15 protein-coding genes and 1 pseudogene are annotated in these 15,530 nt (G+C 72.0%); 7 read left to right on the top strand and 9 right to left on the bottom strand.

The window, feature by feature from the left end; all coding sequences use genetic code 11:
* Window positions 1-5 precede the first annotated feature (5 nt).
* The 3 genes from Apa02nite_RS29800 to Apa02nite_RS29790 all read right to left on the bottom strand — a co-directional run bounded on the left by Apa02nite_RS29800 (window position 6) and on the right by Apa02nite_RS29790 (window position 4,035).
* Window positions 6-1,511 carry a glutamine synthetase family protein gene (locus Apa02nite_RS29800; protein ID WP_203827971.1) on the bottom strand — a complete coding sequence of 502 codons (1,506 nt, stop codon included), beginning with the start codon at window positions 1,509-1,511 and terminating at the stop codon, window positions 6-8.
* Complete coding sequence (locus Apa02nite_RS29795) at window positions 1,504-2,811, bottom strand: Rieske 2Fe-2S domain-containing protein (protein WP_203827970.1); 1,308 nt, start codon at window positions 2,809-2,811, stop codon at window positions 1,504-1,506. Before Apa02nite_RS29795 ends, Apa02nite_RS29800 begins: the two co-directional genes overlap by 8 nt.
* 126 nt (window positions 2,812-2,937) lie before the next feature.
* Window positions 2,938-4,035 (bottom strand): zinc-binding alcohol dehydrogenase family protein, encoded by a 1,098-nt coding sequence (locus tag Apa02nite_RS29790; RefSeq protein WP_203827969.1) that lies wholly within the window; start codon window positions 4,033-4,035, stop codon window positions 2,938-2,940.
* Between the two features lie 86 nt (window positions 4,036-4,121).
* Here Apa02nite_RS29790 and Apa02nite_RS29785 point away from each other — a divergent pair, with 86 nt between their 5' ends.
* Genes Apa02nite_RS29785 through Apa02nite_RS29765 form a run of 5 tightly spaced genes read left to right on the top strand, consistent with a single transcriptional unit; the run spans window position 4,122 to window position 8,175 of the window.
* Entirely contained in the window at window positions 4,122-4,742 is a 621-nt protein-coding gene (locus Apa02nite_RS29785; protein WP_203827968.1) for a TetR family transcriptional regulator, read from the top strand.
* 42 nt (window positions 4,743-4,784) lie between these two features.
* Window positions 4,785-5,723, top strand: a complete 939-nt coding sequence (locus Apa02nite_RS29780; protein ID WP_203827967.1) for a metal ABC transporter substrate-binding protein — start codon at window positions 4,785-4,787, stop codon at window positions 5,721-5,723.
* A 1-nt stretch (window position 5,724) separates the two neighbouring features.
* Window positions 5,725-6,480: a metal ABC transporter ATP-binding protein gene (locus Apa02nite_RS29775; RefSeq protein ID WP_203827966.1), complete on the top strand. Its 756-nt coding sequence runs from the start codon at window positions 5,725-5,727 to the stop codon at window positions 6,478-6,480.
* Window positions 6,477-7,364 (top strand): metal ABC transporter permease, encoded by an 888-nt coding sequence (locus tag Apa02nite_RS29770; protein WP_203827965.1) that lies wholly within the window; start codon window positions 6,477-6,479, stop codon window positions 7,362-7,364. The genes Apa02nite_RS29775 and Apa02nite_RS29770 overlap by 4 nt, the downstream gene beginning before the upstream one ends.
* Entirely contained in the window at window positions 7,348-8,175 is an 828-nt protein-coding gene (locus Apa02nite_RS29765; protein WP_203827964.1) for a metal ABC transporter permease, read from the top strand. Before Apa02nite_RS29770 ends, Apa02nite_RS29765 begins: the two co-directional genes overlap by 17 nt.
* A gap of 25 nt (window positions 8,176-8,200) precedes the next feature.
* On the opposite strand, the gene Apa02nite_RS29760 is transcribed toward Apa02nite_RS29765, so the two are convergent.
* From Apa02nite_RS29760 to Apa02nite_RS29745, 4 genes and pseudogenes are all read right to left on the bottom strand, one after another.
* Window positions 8,201-8,527, bottom strand: a complete 327-nt coding sequence (locus Apa02nite_RS29760) for an STAS domain-containing protein (protein ID WP_203827963.1) — start codon at window positions 8,525-8,527, stop codon at window positions 8,201-8,203.
* Window positions 8,528-8,557: 30 nt separating this feature from the next.
* A complete protein-coding gene (locus tag Apa02nite_RS29755) occupies window positions 8,558-8,983 on the bottom strand; it encodes an ATP-binding protein (RefSeq protein ID WP_203827962.1) in 426 nt (141 codons plus the stop codon).
* 118 nt (window positions 8,984-9,101) lie between these two features.
* Window positions 9,102-11,343 (bottom strand): annotated as a pseudogene (locus Apa02nite_RS29750) (catalase).
* Between the two features lie 102 nt (window positions 11,344-11,445).
* Entirely contained in the window at window positions 11,446-11,856 is a 411-nt protein-coding gene (locus tag Apa02nite_RS29745; RefSeq protein WP_203827961.1) for an STAS domain-containing protein, read from the bottom strand.
* A gap of 233 nt (window positions 11,857-12,089) precedes the next feature.
* Between Apa02nite_RS29745 and Apa02nite_RS29740 the strand changes: the two genes are divergently transcribed.
* Window positions 12,090-12,557, top strand: coding sequence for a hypothetical protein (locus tag Apa02nite_RS29740; protein WP_203827960.1), 468 nt, complete (start codon window positions 12,090-12,092; stop codon window positions 12,555-12,557).
* A gap of 96 nt (window positions 12,558-12,653) precedes the next feature.
* Here the strand turns inward: Apa02nite_RS29740 and Apa02nite_RS29735 are convergent, their stop codons facing one another.
* Complete coding sequence (locus Apa02nite_RS29735; RefSeq protein WP_203827959.1) at window positions 12,654-13,295, bottom strand: DUF4360 domain-containing protein; 642 nt, start codon at window positions 13,293-13,295, stop codon at window positions 12,654-12,656.
* Window positions 13,296-13,489: 194 nt separating this feature from the next.
* Here Apa02nite_RS29735 and Apa02nite_RS29730 point away from each other — a divergent pair, with 194 nt between their 5' ends.
* Window positions 13,490-14,650 carry an alpha/beta hydrolase-fold protein gene (locus tag Apa02nite_RS29730; protein ID WP_203827958.1) on the top strand — a complete coding sequence of 387 codons (1,161 nt, stop codon included), beginning with the start codon at window positions 13,490-13,492 and terminating at the stop codon, window positions 14,648-14,650.
* Here the strand turns inward: Apa02nite_RS29730 and Apa02nite_RS29725 are convergent.
* The gene (locus Apa02nite_RS29725; RefSeq protein ID WP_203827957.1) at window positions 14,613-15,449 is read right to left on the bottom strand and encodes a helix-turn-helix transcriptional regulator; all 837 of its coding nucleotides are present in this window, start codon (window positions 15,447-15,449) and stop codon (window positions 14,613-14,615) included. The two genes, Apa02nite_RS29730 and Apa02nite_RS29725, sit on opposite strands and share 38 nt — an antisense overlap.
* Window positions 15,450-15,530 lie beyond the last annotated feature (81 nt).

The following is a 15,530-nucleotide window of genomic DNA, read 5'->3' as shown; positions in this document are numbered from 1 at the left end:
TCCTCTCAGAACAGGTCGAAGTATTCACGTTGCTCCCAATCGGAGACGTGTGCCAGGTAACGGGCGAACTCGTCGCGCTTGAGCCGGGCGTACCAGGCGATCACCCGCTCGCCGAGCGCACCGGCGAACACCGGGTCGGCGGTCAGCGCGTCCACCGCCGCGCCCAGCGAGGCCGGCAGCCGCACCGCCTCGGCGGCGTACGGATTCTCGGTGGGCTCTCCCGGGTCCAGGCCGCGGGCCAGGCCGTCCAGGCCGCTCACCACCTGCGCGGCGACATAGAGGTACGGGTTGGCAGCCGGCTCGCCGGACCGGTTCTCCAGCCGTGCCCCGGTGTCGGTGCCGGCGCCGACCACCCGGACCATCGCGCCCTTGTTGTCGGCGCCCCACACCACCCGGTCCGGCGCCAGCGAGAACGGCAGGTACCGCTTGTACCCGTTCACCGTGGGAGTGGTGAACGCCGCCGCGGCGGGCGCGTGCGCGAGCAGCCCGCCCAACCAGTGCCGGGCGGTGCTGGACATCAGCGTCTCGTCCGGCCCCGGGTCGAACACCGCGGCGCCGTCCGCCGTGGCACGCAGCGACTGGTGCAGGTGCCAGCCGGTGGACGCGGTCGCCGCGCCGGCCGGCCGGGACATGAACGTGGCGTGGTACCCGGCCCGCCGGCACAGCTGCCGGATCGCCGACCGGGCCAGCACCACGTGATCGGCGGCCGCGGCGGCCCCGGTGGCCGACATGGTGATCTCCAGCTGGCTCGGGCCGAACTCCAGCTCGATCGAGCGCAGCGGCAGGTCCAGTCGTTGCAGCCCGCGTTGCAGCAGCTGGACCAGGTCGTCGACCCGGTCCAGGCCCTCCTCGTGCAGCAGCTGGGCGCCGCCGCTGATCGGGCCGACCCGCGGCGGGCGCCCGGGAGCACCCGGTGCGCCGACCCGGTCGGCGGCCAGCACCTGCTCCTCGGCGCGGAAGACGTGGAACTCCAGCTCGACGCCGACGGTCATGGCGTACCCCTGCCCCGCGAGCCGGTCGAGCTGCTCGCGCAGCAGCCCCCGGGTGCAGTACGGCACCGCGGAACCGTCCGGGAACCGCAGGTCGCACAGGATCCAGCCGGTCTTCGCGGCCCACGGCAGCACCCGGAACGTGGTCGGGTCCGGCACCAGCACCACGTCGCCGGCGCCGGCGAAACCGGCCTCCGCGTCCGGGGTGAACACCGGCAGCGCCGACCGCCCGGAGGAGTCCTTGAGCAGCAGCGAGCTGGGCGCGGTCACCCCGGAGCGCAGCGCCGGGGCCACCGCGGCCCGGGTCAGGGTCTTGCCATGCAGCACACCGTGCTGGTCGGCGAAGGAGAACCGGATCAGCTCCAGGCCCAGCTCGTCGATCACCCGGCGGATCTGGCCGGCCGCCGCGTACTGCTCCGGCGACCACAGCCCGTGCCGGTCGATGAAACCACCCCGGTCGGCGGCGAGCATCGGCCGGGCGTCCCCGCCCCCGGCGACCGGGCGCTCGTCGACGCTACGCATGCTCGCGGACCTGTCCGGCCCACGGCGACGCCGCGCGGCGCTCGGCCTCGCGCCGGCGCCAGGTCGCCTCCCAGTCGCCGGCCGGTGCGATCGTGTCGACCGCGGCCGGGCCGGTCAGCCCGGCGCCGCGGGCCGGCAGCGCCCCACCGGCGGCGTGCGCGTCGATCGCCCGCAGCAGCTTGCGCCGGTTCGCGGTCACCGCGCGGTCGGAGACCCCGAGGCGTTCGGTGGTCCGGTCCTGGATGCGGCCCATGCTCTCCACCGCCCACTGGTCGTGCACGTTGATGTCGAGACCCATCCCGGTGTACGTCAGGTCGCGCTGCTCGGCCGGGTCGTACCCCCAGTTGTTGGCCCGGTTCCGCAGCGGCCGGTAGTCCGGCAGGCTGACCTCGGCGAGCCGCTGCGCGAGCAGCGTCTCCTGGTCGGTGGGCTCGGCGAAGTCGTAGAAGATCATGTACCAGTGGTGGTTCTCGTCGTCGATCGGCACGTGCCACTGGATGAAGACCTTGCTGGTGCCGAACGGCACCACGAACGCGTTGGGGAACACCAGGTTGGTGATCCGCACGTGGGTGATCTCGTCGGTGAGCTGCCGCAGCGCGTAGACCCGCAGGCCGTGCTCGGCGTCCTCGACCTCGATGTCCGGCCGGTGGGAGTCACCGACCAGCTTGGACAGCTTCTGCCCGGTGCCCTCGACGATCTCGCTGAACTGCTGGCCGTAGACCTCGCGCGGGTCCTCGTCGATGAACCGGTGCAGGAACGACACGTGGCTGGGGTCGATCCCGCCCTCCAGGCCCTGCAGCCAGTTGCACTCCCAGAGCCCCTTGAACGCGAACGTGTACTCGGCCGGCGCCGCGAACGCGTCGTAGGCCGGGAGCGGCGGCGGGTCACCCTCGCCGAGATAGGCGAACACGATCCCGTTGCGCTCGGCGCACGGGTAGCTGGGTATGCGGATCTTGTCGGCGAAGCGGCTGTGCGCCGGCTCGGCCGGTTGCTCCTTGCAGCGCCCGTCGGCTCCGTAGAGCCAGCCGTGGTAGAGGCAGCGCAGCCCGCCGTCCTCGTGCCGGGCGAACGCCAGGTCCACCCCGCGGTGCGCGCAGAACCGGCCGACCAGCGCCCAGCCGCCGTCGTCGCGGCGGAACAGCACCAGGTCCTCGCCCAGCAGCCGGACCGGCGTGACCTGCCGGTCCGGCGCCAGCTCGGAGACGAGCGCGGCGGGCTGCCAGTAGGCCCGCATCAGGCCGCCCAGGGCAGTGCCGGGGCCGGACCGGGTGACGCGTTCGTTGTCCTCGCGCTTGAGCACGCCGCCTCCTTCGCCGGGATCACATGCCGCACCATCGGCATCCGATCCATCTAAGATTGGATCCAATCTTGCACGGCGAATGATCTCGGCGAAAGAGCCTGCACGTTTCGACCTGATGACGGGACCTCAGAGGGTCACCACCAGCTTGGTGGCCGAGACGCCCTTGCGCTGCCGGTCCATGGCCTGCTGGAGGTCGGCCAGCGAGCTGCCGGCCACGGACGCCGCGGGCAGCGCCAGGTAGCGGCCCTCGGCCAGGGCGGCCGGCAGGAAGTCCCGGAAGATCGCCGGTCCGACCTCGTTGTTCTTCAGATCCGACCCGAAGACAAATTTCGTACGTACGCCGCGGCGCCGGGCGGCGATCTCCAGGCGCAGCACCCCGCCGAGCATGCCGGTCACCGTCCGGGGCAGCGAGAACCCGTTCTCGAACGTGACCGGGGCGGTGGCCACCGAGACGATCCGGTTCCCGCGGGCGGCGCCGGCGATCCGGACGCAGGCGGGCGCCGACCCGGACCCGATCGCCACCGCCCCGGCCAGCGTGCGGCCGTCGAGTGCCGCGACGACGTCGGCCTCGACGGTGGGGCTGCGATAGTCGAAGACCCGGGACGCGCCGAGGTCGGTGAGCCATCCGGCGTTGCGCGGCGACGCCGTGGTGATCACGTCGTAGCCGGCCGCCACGGCCAGCTGGACGGCGTTGCTGCCGACACTGGTCGCGCCGCCCCACACCAGGACGGTCTCCCCGGCCGGCGCGGCGCCCGCGACCGGGTGCCGCAGCCCGAGGTGATCGGTCTGGAACAGCGCGCAGGCCGCGGTGGACACGCCCAGCGGCAGCACGGCGGCGTCCGGATAGGCCATCGCCGCCGGGATCGGGCTGGCCAGCCGCTCCAGCACCACCGTGTACTGCTGGAACGCGCCCTGTGCCGGGCTGTTGGCGTCCCGGTCGGTGCCGACGGCGAGGGCCAGGACCCGGTCGCCGGCCCGGAACCGGGTGACCGCCGAGCCGACCTCGACCACCTCGCCGGCCACGTCGGCGCCCAGCACGGCCGGGTACTTCAGCCAGGCGTACGCCACCCGGCCGGCCACCTGGATGACCCAGTCGAGCGGGTTGATCGCGACGGCGTGGTTGCGGATCAGGATCTGGTCCGGGCCGGGCGTGGGGTACGGGGCCGGTCCGACGGCGAGGGTGCCGTTGCGGGCCGGGATCCAGGCGGCGGTGTTCGTGGGCATGGCGACACACTCCTTGTCAGTGCACTTGGTGCAATCAGAGTGTGGCACGTGAGTGCACCAAGTGCAATCGCGGGTAGGATCACCGGATGGCACGATGGGAACCGGACGCGCGGGGCCGGCTGCAGCAGGCCGCCATGGAGCTGTTCCGGGAGCGCGGCTTCGCCGAGGTGACGGTGGTCGAGATCGCCGAGCGGGCCGGGCTGACCAAGCGGACGTTCTTCAACCACTTCGCCGACAAGCGCGAGGTGTTCTTCGCCAACGCGCAGATGTTCGAGCAGAGCGTGCTTGCCCACCTGGCCGAGGCCGACCCGGCACTCGACACGATCGGCGCCGCGATGGCCGCGCTGACCCGCGCCGGGCTGGAGCTGGCCCCGTACTACGAGTTCGCCAAGGCCCGCCTGGCGGTCCTCGCGGTCACCCCGGAGCTGCGCGAACGCGACCTGATCAAGTCGGCCCGGCTGGCCGCGGCGATGACCGCGACGCTCGTCGGCCGCGGCGCCGAGGAGCGGGCCGCCGCGTTCGCCGCGCAGTCGGCCCTGGCCGTCTTCACGGTGGCCGCCGCCGACTGGATCGCCACCCCGTCCGCGGATTTCCCGGCCCTGATGCAACAGGGCCTGGCCCAGCTGCGCGCCGCGCTCGGCTGGCCCGCCGTCGATGGATCCGGCGTCCGACGCATGGTCATCTTGCCATTAGACGATAAAAGTTGAAAACGATTATCGTTTCGCTCCTCAGGTACAGGAGTGAAGGACATGATGAACAAGCAGCGCTTACTCCGGATCACGGCAGCCGCCGCGGCCCTCACCGTCGTCGCCGGCTGCGGCGCGAAGGCCGCGGGCTCCGAGCCCGCGTCGACCGGCGCTCTCGCGGTCGTCGCCACCACCCCGGAGGTGGCGGACTTCGTCCGGAACATCGGCGGCGCGGACGTCGCCGTCACCCAGATCATCAAGCCGAACGTCGACCCGCACGAGTACGAGCCCACCCCGGCCGACCTGCAGGCCATCGCGACCGCGAAGGTCGTCGTGAAGAGCGGCGTCGGCCTCGAGGAGTGGCTCGGCACCACCATCACGTCGGCCGGCTTCACCGGCGCGGTCGTCGACTCCAGCTCCGGCGTGACGCTGCGCGAGGGCGAGGAGGGCGGCGAGCACGGGCCGGACCCGCACATCTGGCACGACCCGCGCAACGCCAAGATCATGGTGACGAACATCGAGAAGGGCCTGGCCGCGGCCGAGCCCGGCAAGGCGGCGGCCTTCGCGGCGAACCTGACCGCGTACACCGCGCAGCTGGACAAGCTCGACGCCGACACCGCGGCCGCCTTCGCCACGCTGCCGGCGCAGGACCGCAAGCTGGTCACCAACCACGACGCGTTCGGCTACTACGTGGCCCGCTACCAGCTGCAGTTCGTCGGTTCGGTGATCCCGAGCATGGACACCTCGGCGGAGCTGTCCGGCAAGCAGCTCACCGACCTGGTCGCGAAGATCAAGGCGACCGGGACGAAGGCGATCTTCGCGGAGAGCTCGCTGCCGCCGAAGACCGCCGAGGCCATCGCGCAGCAGGCCGGCGTCAAGGTGGTCGCGGGCGAGGACGCGCTGTTCGGCGACAGCCTCGGCGCGGCCGGCACGCCGGAGGGCTCCTACCTCGGCGCCGAGCGGCACAACACGCAGGTCATCGTCGAGGCGCTGGCCGGCTGAGATGGCGTCCGCCGCACTGCGATACACCGGGGCCAGCGTGGGCTACCAGGGCGTACCCGTGCTCACCGGCATCGATCTGGACCTGCGCGCCGGACAGCGGCTGGCCCTGGTCGGCCCGAACGGCGCCGGCAAGTCCACGCTGATCAAGTCGATGCTCGGCCTGACCCAGCTGCTCGCCGGGACCGCGACGGTGCTGGACCGCCCGCCGGCCCGGGCCCGCGGCCTGGCCGGGTACGTGCCGCAGACCGACACCCTGGACGCCGACTTCCCGGTCAGCGTGCGGCAGGTGGTGATGATGGGCCGCTACCGGCACCTCGGCTGGTGGCGCCCGGCCCGGGCGGCCGACCGCGGCGCGGTGGACGAGGCCCTCGATCGCGTCGGCCTGGCCGATCGGGCCGGTCGCCGGTTCGGCGCGCTCTCCGGCGGCCAGCGCCAGCGGGTGCTGCTGGCCCGGGCGATCGTGTCCGAGCCGCGCCTGCTGCTGCTCGACGAGCCGTTCAACGGCGTCGACGTGGTCAGCCAGGAGGCGATCGTCCGGGTGCTGCGCGAGCTGAGCGCGGCCGGCACCGCGCTGGTGATCAGCACGCACGACCTGGCGGTCGCCCGGGATCTCGCCGACCTGATCTGCCTGATCAACGGGCGGCAGTGGGCGGTGGGCCCGGTGGGCGAGACGCTCACGGCCGCGACACTGCGTCAGGCGTACGGCAGCGCCGCGATCGAGGTGGCCGACGGCCGGCTGGTCGTGGTGGAACCGTGATCGAGCCGTTCGCGGTGCCGTTCATGGGCCGGGCGCTCGCCGAGATCGTGCTGCTCGCGCTGGTCTGCGGCCCGATCAGCGTGTTCGTCTTCGTCCGCGGGCTGTCGTTCGTCTCCGACGCGCTCACCCACACGGTCTTCCCCGGTGTGGTGATCGGCTTCGTCGCCGGGGGAGTGGAGGGCCTGTTCGCCGGGGCGCTGGTGGCCGGCGTGGTCACCGCGGTGGCGCTGACCGTGCTGACCCGCAGCGCCCGGCTGTCCGACGACGCGGCCACCGCCGTGGTGCTCACCGCGATGTTCTCGATCGGGGTGGTGCTGGTGTCGCGGCGCTCCTCGTACACCTCGGATCTGACCTCGTTGATGTTCGGCCGGCTGCTGACCGTGACGCCACGCCAGCTCGCCGAGACCGCGGTGCTGGTGGTGGTGATCCTGGTGGCGCTGCTGGTCACCGCCCGGGGGCTGCTGTTCCGGTCGTTCGACCCGGGCGGCGCGGCCGCGGCCGGCTTCCGGGTCGGCCGGCTGGACCTGTGGCTCAACGTGCTGCTCGCGCTGGTGGTGGTCGCCGCGGTCCGCGCGGTCGGCACGATCCTGGTGGTGGCGCTGCTGATCGTCCCGGCGGCGGCGGCCCGGATGGTCAGCGACCGGCTGGCGGTGATGGCGGTGCTCGGCACCGTGCTGGTCGCCGCGGCCGGGTACGCCGGTCTGCTGCTGAGCTGGACCGCCTCGGTGCACTACGGCGTCGCGCTGACCTCGGCGTCGTCGGTGGTGCTGCTGCTCGTGCTGGCCTATCTGGCCCTGCTGCCGGTCCGCCTGTGGCGCGGGCGGCGCACCGTCCGCGTGCCGCGCCAGCGGGAGAGGAGCTCACCGCATGAACTGGTGGGATGACGTGCTGCACCGCGCCATCGCCGAGGTGGTCCTGGTCGGCGCGCTGGCCGGGCTGATCGGCGTGCAGGTGGTGCTGCGCCGGTTGTCGTTCTTCACGATGGCGCTGACCCACGCGACCTTCCCGGGCGTGGTGGCCGCCTCGATCATCGGGGTGAACATCCTGCTCGGCGGGGTGGTGGCCGGCGCGGTGGTGGCGCTGGGGGTGGCGGCGCTGAGCCGGCGGCGGGGTCAGGACGCCGCGGCGGCGACCGGGGTGCTGCTCTCCGGCGGGTTCGCGCTGGGTGCGGCGCTGGTGGCCACGCAGAGCGGGTTCAGCCGGGACCTGTCGTCGTTCCTGGTCGGCTCGATCCTCACGGTGGACACCACCGATCTGATCACCACGGCGGTGGTGCTGGCCGCGGTGGCCGGGGTGCTCACCGTCTGTGCCAGGCCGCTGCTGCTGACCGGTTTCGATCGGGCCGGGGCGGAGGCGGCGGGGCTGTCGACCGGGTTCTGGGACGTGGTCCTGCTGCTGACCGTCGAGGTGGTCGTGGTGACGATCGTGCCGGCCGCCGGCACGATCCTGGCGCTGTCGCTGATCGTCGCGCCGGCGGCGGCCGCCCGGCTGTGGTCGGACCGGCTCGCGGTGGCCTCGGGGCTGTCCGTGCTGTTCGCCGTGGTCAGCGGGCTCGCCGGTCTCTACGCCTCGACCCGGTGGAACGTCGCGGCCGGCGCGGCCATCTCGCTGGCCGCCACCGGCGTCCTGCTGCTCTCCTGGCTGCTGGTGCGCGCCCGGGCCGGGCTTGCCCGCGGCGCCGGCGTGACCGCCTGACCACCGCGCCGGCGGACGGCCGCGGTCACGGCTGGGCGCAGAGCACCTCGGACAGCCCGGTGATGTCGAGGACCTGCTGGACCAGGCCGCGGGCGTTGACCACGGTGAAGTTCCGGCCGGCCGAGGTCGCGGCCTGGTACCCGGCGACCAGCCCGGCGATGGCATGCGAGTCGATCAGCCGGGTCTGTGCCAGGTCGACGAGCACCCGGGTGACGCCCGGCCGGGCGGCCGCCTCCAGCAGCGCGGCGGAGAGGGCGTCGCCGACACTCATGTCGAATTCGCCGGCCAGGCAGACCCGCAGGACACCATCGGGCTCCGCGTGGTGGGCGATGGTGAAGACAGGGGTAGTCACAACCGGCATTTCTAGCACATTCGTACGACGTCAGCTCATCGGCTCGTCCCGGGCGGGGAACGACGCCCAGACGTGCTTGGTGCGATCGCCCGGATACCAGCACAGTTGCTGCGCCAGCGTGCTCGCGATCAGCAGCCCCCGGCCGCCGGGAAGGACGGAGCTGGTCGGCGCGGCGAGGTGGGGGACGTGCTCCGGGGCGTGGTCGGCCACGTCGAGCAGGTAGCAGTCGGCGTCCTGGAGCACCTGGACGACGACCGGTGGCCGGCCGTGTCGCAGCGCGTTGCCGGCCAGCTCGGTGACCACCAGCGCCATCCGGCCGGCGAGCTCGCTCAGGCCGTCCTCGAAGTGCCGGTGGATCTCGGCCCGGATCTCGCCGAGGTCGTCGCCACTGGTCAGGTTCCAGGTGAGCAGCTGCACGGCATGCGCAGGGGGCGCCAGCAACCGCAAGGAACTCATGAGCCAGGTGTTGCCCCCGGGCTCAGATCGAAAACCCCCACATCACGATCGAACGTGATGATCGTTCACATCGCCGGACGGGGGCGGGCCCCGTCCGGCGATGTGCGGGCCGTCCGGGTCAGGCGACCGGAGCCGGGAATCGTTCCCAGATCCGGTGCGCGCCGAGGAGTTGCTGCACGGCCGCGAAGGCCTCCTCGCCGGTCTTCGCCGTGACCACGCCGGGGGTGTCCGCGATCCCGGTCTCGGTCAGCACGGTGGCCCCGGCGCTCCAGGCGCCGACGGCCTTGGCGTGCCGCCAGCACTCCTCGACGAGCAGGAGCACGCGCGGGTCCACGGTGGTGGCGCCGCCGGCCTTCGCGTCACGGGCGGGCAGCGCGTCCGGTGCCGGTACCGGCGCGCCGGCGAGCAGGACGGCGTCGAACTCGACCGAGCGGCTGGCCGCGAACGTCCGCTGCACCGCCACGCCGCCGACCTTGCCGCCGTGCGGAGCGATCACCAGCGGCACCATCCCGGCGGCGAAGACCGCGCTGCGGACCGCTTCGAGGTCACCGAGGTCGCCGTCCGGGTCGACGACGATCCCGATCGTACGACCGTCGCCGGGCCAGGTCTGACCGAGCTGGGACAGCACCGGGCTCGGGGTCACCTCGGGCAGTTCGATCATCGGCGACGGCGCGGGCAGGCCCAGCCCGGTGGCCACCCGCCGGCACAGCACCGGGTCGACGTTGGCCAGCGACAGCAGCTGACGTTCCTTGATCGCCTGCTGGTAGCACTTGGCGAGTTCGAAGGTGTACGCGCTGATGATGTGCTCCTGCTCGACCGGCGTCATGCTCAGCCAGAACAGCCGGACCTGGCTGTAGTGGTCGTCGAACGACGCCGGGCTCTGCCGGATCTTGGGCGCCTCGGTGACGGTCACCGGTACGTCGGCGAACGCGTGGTCGGCGTCGCCGGCCTCGGCCGGGTTGCCGCCGTCGAGGGAGTTCGGGTGGTACGGCGCCACACCCCCGTGCACGGCGTGCTGGTGCATGCCGTCGCGGAGCATGTCGTTGACCGGCGCGTGCGGCCGGTTGATCGGGATCTGGTGGAAGTTCGGCCCGCCGAGCCGGGTCAGCTGGGTGTCCAGGTAGGAGAAGAGCCGGCCCTGCAGCAGCGGGTCGTTCGTCACGTCGATGCCGGGCACCAGGTGACCGAGGTGGAAGGCGACCTGCTCGACCTCGGCGTGGTAGTTCGTCGGCGTCCGGTCCAGCACCATCGAGCCGATCGGCTGCACCGGCGCGAGTTCCTCCGGTACGAACTTGGTCGGGTCGAGCAGGTCGATCCCGGCGAAGGTCTCCTCCGGGGTGTCCGGGAAGACCTGCACACCCAGTTCCCACTCGGGGTACGCGCCGGCTTCTATCGCGTCGTACAGGTCCCGGCGGTGGAAGTCCGGGTCGACGCCCGCGGCGAGCTGCGCCTCCTCCCAGACCAGCGAGTGCACGCCGAGCTTCGGCTTCCAGTGGAACTTCACCAGCACCGTCTCGCCGGCGTCGTCGACCAGCCGGAACGTGTGGACGCCGAAGCCCTCCATGGTCCGGTACGAGCGCGGGATGCCCCGGTCGGACATGTTCCAGATGGTGTGGTGCTGCGCCTCGGTGTGCAGCGAGACGAAGTCCCAGAACGTGTCGTGCGCGCTCTGCGCCTGCGGGATCTCCCGGTCCGGGTGCGGTTTGCCGGCGTGGATGACGTCCGGGAACTTGATGGCGTCCTGGATGAAGAACACCGGGATGTTGTTGCCGACCAGGTCGAACGTGCCCTCGTCGGTGTAGAACTTCGTCGCGAACCCGCGGGTGTCCCGGACCGTGTCCGCCGACCCCCGCGACCCCAGGACGGTCGAGAATCGTACGAAAACCGGGGTTTGCTTGTTCTTCTTCAGGAACCCGGCGCGGCTGAGCTTCGTGGCGGTGCCGTAGCCGGTGAACGTGCCGTGCGCGCCGGCGCCGCGGGCGTGCACCACGCGCTCCGGGATCCGTTCGTGATCGAAGTGGGTGATCTTCTCGCGCAGGTGGTGGTCCTGCAGCAGCACCGGGTCCGCGCGCCCCGGCCTTGAGCGAGTGGTCGGTGTCGCGCAGCCGCGCGCCCTGCGCGGTGGTGAGGAACGCGCCCTGCTGACCGTTCGCGGCCGGCGGCGCACCGGTCTCCGCGCCGGTCGGCGTCCGGGTCTGCGGCGAGCCCTGCTCCGGCTTCGGCGGCAGCGGCTCGCGGGGCGTGACCGGCTCCTCGAGGCTCTCCGGGGCGCTGCCCGGCGCACCCGGGACCTCGAGGGCTTTCCCGGCCGCCTTCTCCACGGCCTTCTTCGCTGCCTTGACGGGCTTCTTGGCATTCATGCTGACGAGATCCTTCGGACGGCGGACGTGCTGACGGAACGGTCAGCGGCTACCCGAGGTCGCGCCCGGCAAACGGCCTTTCCCGGTACCAGCGCTCCGCCGTCACGCTCCGGGGTGGTGGTGGAGTGACGTCGTCCCGGCCAGTGCGGCGGTCATCGCCTGCGGGACGGTGGCGAACGTGGTGAAGACCGCGCCCAGCCGGGCCGCGTGCAGGACCGCCGTGAAGAACGCCGGCGCCGCCGCGAGCAGCACGTCACCGGACTGCCGGCGGGCCGTCTGACGTGCGGTGACCAGCACGCCCAGGCCCACCGAGTCGACCGCGCCGACCTGGCTCAGGTCCACGATGATCGACGGGTGTGCCGCCAGCGCGGTCTCGAAGGTGGTGCGCAGCCGGGCCGCCACCGACAGGTCGACGTCGCCGATGAGCCGGATCAGGGAAACGCCGTCCAGGGTGTGCGTGACCACCTGGAAGTCGTCCGTCTCGTGCTCGTCCACGACCGGAGTGGTGTTCATCGTCAGCCTCCACTCTTCGCGTGGGCTCCGATGAGCCACATGAATAGACATGCCCCGTAAGTCATCTGGTCAATCGCGGGTGTGACATCCGTTTCCGCTGCCCGGGCGGCCGATCCCTTGATCCACTTCTTGGTCCCCAAGATCAGCCGAAAGTACTAGATGTCCTTTTAGTCTTCCAGATCATCTTCTGTGATGGTTAGTCCAGTCCTGGGGAGGCGGAAGAAGGGAAAGACATGACAAAGACGATGCGCCTGCTCACCATGGTAGGCATGGGCCTCCTCGCCGGAGCGACGCTCGCGGCGGGCCCGGCCCAGGCCGCGCCGGCCGCGGGTCAGGCGAACACCACCACGACGGCGAGCACCCAGGGTGCCCGCTGGGGCAGCGACGAGGTCGTCGGTTACTACCGCGATTTCTGGAGCTGCGAGCAGGCCGGCCGCACCGGTGACCGGTTCGGCGCCTGGGAGGACTACGACTGCGTGCAGGTTCGCGTGGGCTTCCGGGGCGGCGCCTTCGCCCTGGTCGTCGACGACAACGACTGGGACGACCGGTGGGACAGCCGGTGGCGTGGCGGTTACTGGCCGAGCAACTGGTCGTACCGTCCGCAGTGGCCGGGCCACCACCGTGGCGGCGACCACCGGGACGGCGACCACCGGGGTCCGGGTGGGCACCGCGGCGGTCCGGGTCACTTCGGCAACCGCTGACCGGCTGCCGGTCCTGCAGATGCGCGCTTGAGTAGAAGCGGGCAGCGGCCCCTCCTCACCACGAGGAGGGGCCGCGTTAGGTTCAGCCCACCGTGGTCAGCACTTCTTCCAGGCGACCCGGTAGACGGTGTCCAGGTTCCCGTCGGTGGAGTCCATCGTGACGAAGCTGGTCTTCTTCTTGTCCGACGAGCCCGCCGCGACCCGCAGCTCGGTGTTCACGTTGAGGTAGCGCTGCTCCCCGCAGGGCAGGAACGACAACGAGCTGACCGCCACGGTGTCGGTGCGCTGCCAGTCGCTGTCCACCGGCCCGGTGAACGTGTTGCGGCTCTTGGTGGTCTGCCGCTCGCCCTGGAAGTAGTAGAACGCGGTCTGCGTCGCGGACGCGCCGCGCTCCAGGTGCGCGAAGCCCCGGTAGTCGGTGTTCGCGATCGCGTACGTGTAGCCCTGCGGCACGTGCACGTTCAACCCGAGCTGGCAGTTCTTGCGGAAGTCGGTCGGCTTGGCCCCCGCGCCGACCTGCGCGGTGAACTCGCTGTAGCTGACCGTGAACGCCTTGTTGTCCGGCGAGACGGTCACCGCCGCGGTGCCCAGCGGGCAGCCGGAGCCGTTCGCGGACACCACGTCGATGACCATGTCGTCGCTCGGCACCGGCGGCCGGGCCGGTGCGGCGCTTGCCGGTGTGGCGGCGCCGGCGAGGGTGGCGAGGAGGGTGGTGCCGGTGGCGAGTGCGATACGCATGGTGGAACCTTTCCGAGCTGGCGGTCGTGACGATCGTGGTTGGCCAACCGCAACGGAACGTACTTTCCACCCGCATATCCCGCAAAAGCCCTGATGCCTGCTCTCGGCGCGTAAAGGTAATACTGTCGCAAAACGTGCATGATCGACTCGTTGGTAGTGTCTGTTCGGCGGATCGTCGACGAAGGGTCTGGTTCATGCAGCGGAGAGCACTGCTCAAGGGCGTCGCGGGCGCCCTGATGTTCTCCGGGGTCGCGGCCTGCTCGGCGCAGTCCGGCACGGTGGCCGCCAACACGAGCGCCATCGCGATCACCCGGGTCGACGGCGACGGGCAGAAGTTCATCGCGGTCGCGGTGCAGTTCACCGAGCCGATCGCCACCGCGAAGCTGAGCGCCGCGGCGTTCACCGTCGACGGCCGGACCGTGACCAAGGTGTACGCGAACACCGCCGCGGCGGTCGCCGAGCAGGGCGCCGACGGCCGGTTCGTGATCGTCGAGCTGTCCCCGGACGACGAGGGCGCCGCGCTGTGGACACCGGCCTCGGGCGGCGCGGCACCGAAGATCACGATGGCGGCCACCTCGGTCACCAAGGTCGGCGCGGTCACCGCGGTCAGCGGCACGGTCTTCGAGCCCACCGACACCGCCGTGCCGGTCAGCTCGGTGGTCAGCCCGATCGTGGACGACTTCAAGCAGCTGTCCTTCGCGGACCCGGCCACCGGGCAGACCCTGCCGTACAACCTGTTCGTGCCGAAGGGCTACGACCCGGCCAAGGCGTACCCGCTGGTGCTCTACCTGCACGGTGCGAGCGTGGCCGGTGCCGGGGCCAAGGGCGCGCTGGTGCAGGGCCTCGGCGCGGTCGCCTGGGCGAGCCCCGCCGACCAGGCGAAGAACCCGGCGTTCGTGCTCGCCCCGCAGTACGCCACCGCCGCGAGCGGCGACGCCGGCACCACGCTGAACCTGCTTACCGCGCTCACCGGGCAGTACAACCTCGACAAGTCGCGGCGGTACGTCACGGGTCAGTCGACGGGCGCGACCATGGCGCTCGGCATCACCGCCGCGCACCCGGACCTGTTCGCCGCCGCCTATGTCGTGGCCGGCCGGTGGCCCGCCACGCTGCCGAAGAAGCCCCTATGGGTCCTGGCCGACGAGGGTGCCACCCCGGCCTCCCCGAGTCCGGCCGCCCACGCCACCTGGCCGAGCACCGCCACCGCCACCGACGTGGCCGCCCTGGAAGCGAAGAAGGCCACCGTCAACGTCGTGGGCATCACCGGCGGCTCGGCGGAGCAGGTGGCCTACACCCTCCCCGGCATCCGCGAATGGATCATGAAACAGGCCACCGCTCCGACCCGAGCACAGTGAGCAGCGCGAGGGCCTCGGCGCTGGGTGAGCCCACCGGCGCGGTGTAGAGCACCAGGTGCTGGTCCCGGTCGTCGAGGGTGAGCGTGTCGCAGTCCACCGTCACCTCGCCGACGACCGGGTGCCGGAACGTCTTGGTGAGCATCGGCGCGGCCTGCACGTCGTGCCGCTCCCAGAGCCGCGCGAACTCGGCGCTGCCGTCGCGCAGCTCGTCGACGAGTGAGGTGACCGCCGGATCGGACGGGTACCGCGCCAGGGTGAGCCGCAACTGCATGACGACGTGGTGCCGGAACTCGGAGGCGTCGCTGACGCCGTAGAGCGGGCCCGGCTCCAGGAACGCTCGGCGGGCCAGGTTGCGGTCGCGGGGCGCGAGCTCGGTGAAGTCCTCCATCAGCGTCGCCGCGAGCGGGTTGCAGGCGAGCACCTCGAACGCCGCGGACGTCACCAGCCCGGCGGTCTGCGGCAGCCGTTCCAGCAGCGCCAGGATGCTCGGCCGCACGTCGCGCCGGTGCAGCCCGGTGCGGCTCGGCGCGGTCCCGGCGAGCACGTGCAGGTGATCGGACTCGGCGCCGGTGAGCCGCAGCGCCCCGGCGATCCCGGCCAGGACCTCACTCGAGGGCCGTGGCGCCCGCCCCTGCTCGAGCCGCACGTAGTACTCGGTGGAGATGTGTGCGAGCACCGCGACCTCCTCCCGGCGCAGCCCCGGTGTGCGGCGTCGCGCCCCGGACGGCAACCCTGCGTCCTCGGGCCGCAGCCGCTCCCGGCGGGTCCGGAGGAACGCCCCGAGCTCCTGCTTGTCCATGTCGCAAGTGTGCCCGGCACCCGGCGGCCGAGCCTGGTACCACTGGTGCCTGTATCCGGCCGCCGGCCCGCAGCAGCCTTG

The organism is Actinoplanes palleronii (genome assembly GCF_016862315.1).
GTDB lineage: Bacteria > Actinomycetota > Actinomycetes > Mycobacteriales > Micromonosporaceae > Actinoplanes > Actinoplanes palleronii.
Note: the sequence above shows the minus strand (reverse complement) of the source record. Positions and strands in the feature narration are given on the sequence as shown.

What these genes read in the sequence shown, in the direction of transcription:
- Apa02nite_RS29785 (WP_203827968.1), top strand. Translation starts at nt 4,122, where the DNA reads ATGGCACGATGGGAACCGGACGCGCGGGGCCGGCTGCAGCAGGCCGCC.
- Apa02nite_RS29755 (WP_203827962.1), bottom strand. Translation starts at nt 8,983, where the DNA reads ATGAGTTCCTTGCGGTTGCTGGCGCCCCCTGCGCATGCCGTGCAGCTG.
- Apa02nite_RS29745 (WP_203827961.1), bottom strand. Translation starts at nt 11,856, where the DNA reads ATGAACACCACTCCGGTCGTGGACGAGCACGAGACGGACGACTTCCAG.
- Apa02nite_RS29775 (WP_203827966.1), top strand. Translation starts at nt 5,725, where the DNA reads ATGGCGTCCGCCGCACTGCGATACACCGGGGCCAGCGTGGGCTACCAG.
- Apa02nite_RS29725 (WP_203827957.1), bottom strand. Translation starts at nt 15,449, where the DNA reads ATGGACAAGCAGGAGCTCGGGGCGTTCCTCCGGACCCGCCGGGAGCGG.
- Apa02nite_RS29735 (WP_203827959.1), bottom strand. Translation starts at nt 13,295, where the DNA reads ATGCGTATCGCACTCGCCACCGGCACCACCCTCCTCGCCACCCTCGCC.
- Apa02nite_RS29790 (WP_203827969.1), bottom strand. Translation starts at nt 4,035, where the DNA reads ATGCCCACGAACACCGCCGCCTGGATCCCGGCCCGCAACGGCACCCTC.
- Apa02nite_RS29730 (WP_203827958.1), top strand. Translation starts at nt 13,490, where the DNA reads ATGCAGCGGAGAGCACTGCTCAAGGGCGTCGCGGGCGCCCTGATGTTC.
- Apa02nite_RS29800 (WP_203827971.1), bottom strand. Translation starts at nt 1,511, where the DNA reads ATGCGTAGCGTCGACGAGCGCCCGGTCGCCGGGGGCGGGGACGCCCGG.
- Apa02nite_RS29780 (WP_203827967.1), top strand. Translation starts at nt 4,785, where the DNA reads ATGATGAACAAGCAGCGCTTACTCCGGATCACGGCAGCCGCCGCGGCC.
- Apa02nite_RS29765 (WP_203827964.1), top strand. Translation starts at nt 7,348, where the DNA reads ATGAACTGGTGGGATGACGTGCTGCACCGCGCCATCGCCGAGGTGGTC.
- Apa02nite_RS29740 (WP_203827960.1), top strand. Translation starts at nt 12,090, where the DNA reads ATGACAAAGACGATGCGCCTGCTCACCATGGTAGGCATGGGCCTCCTC.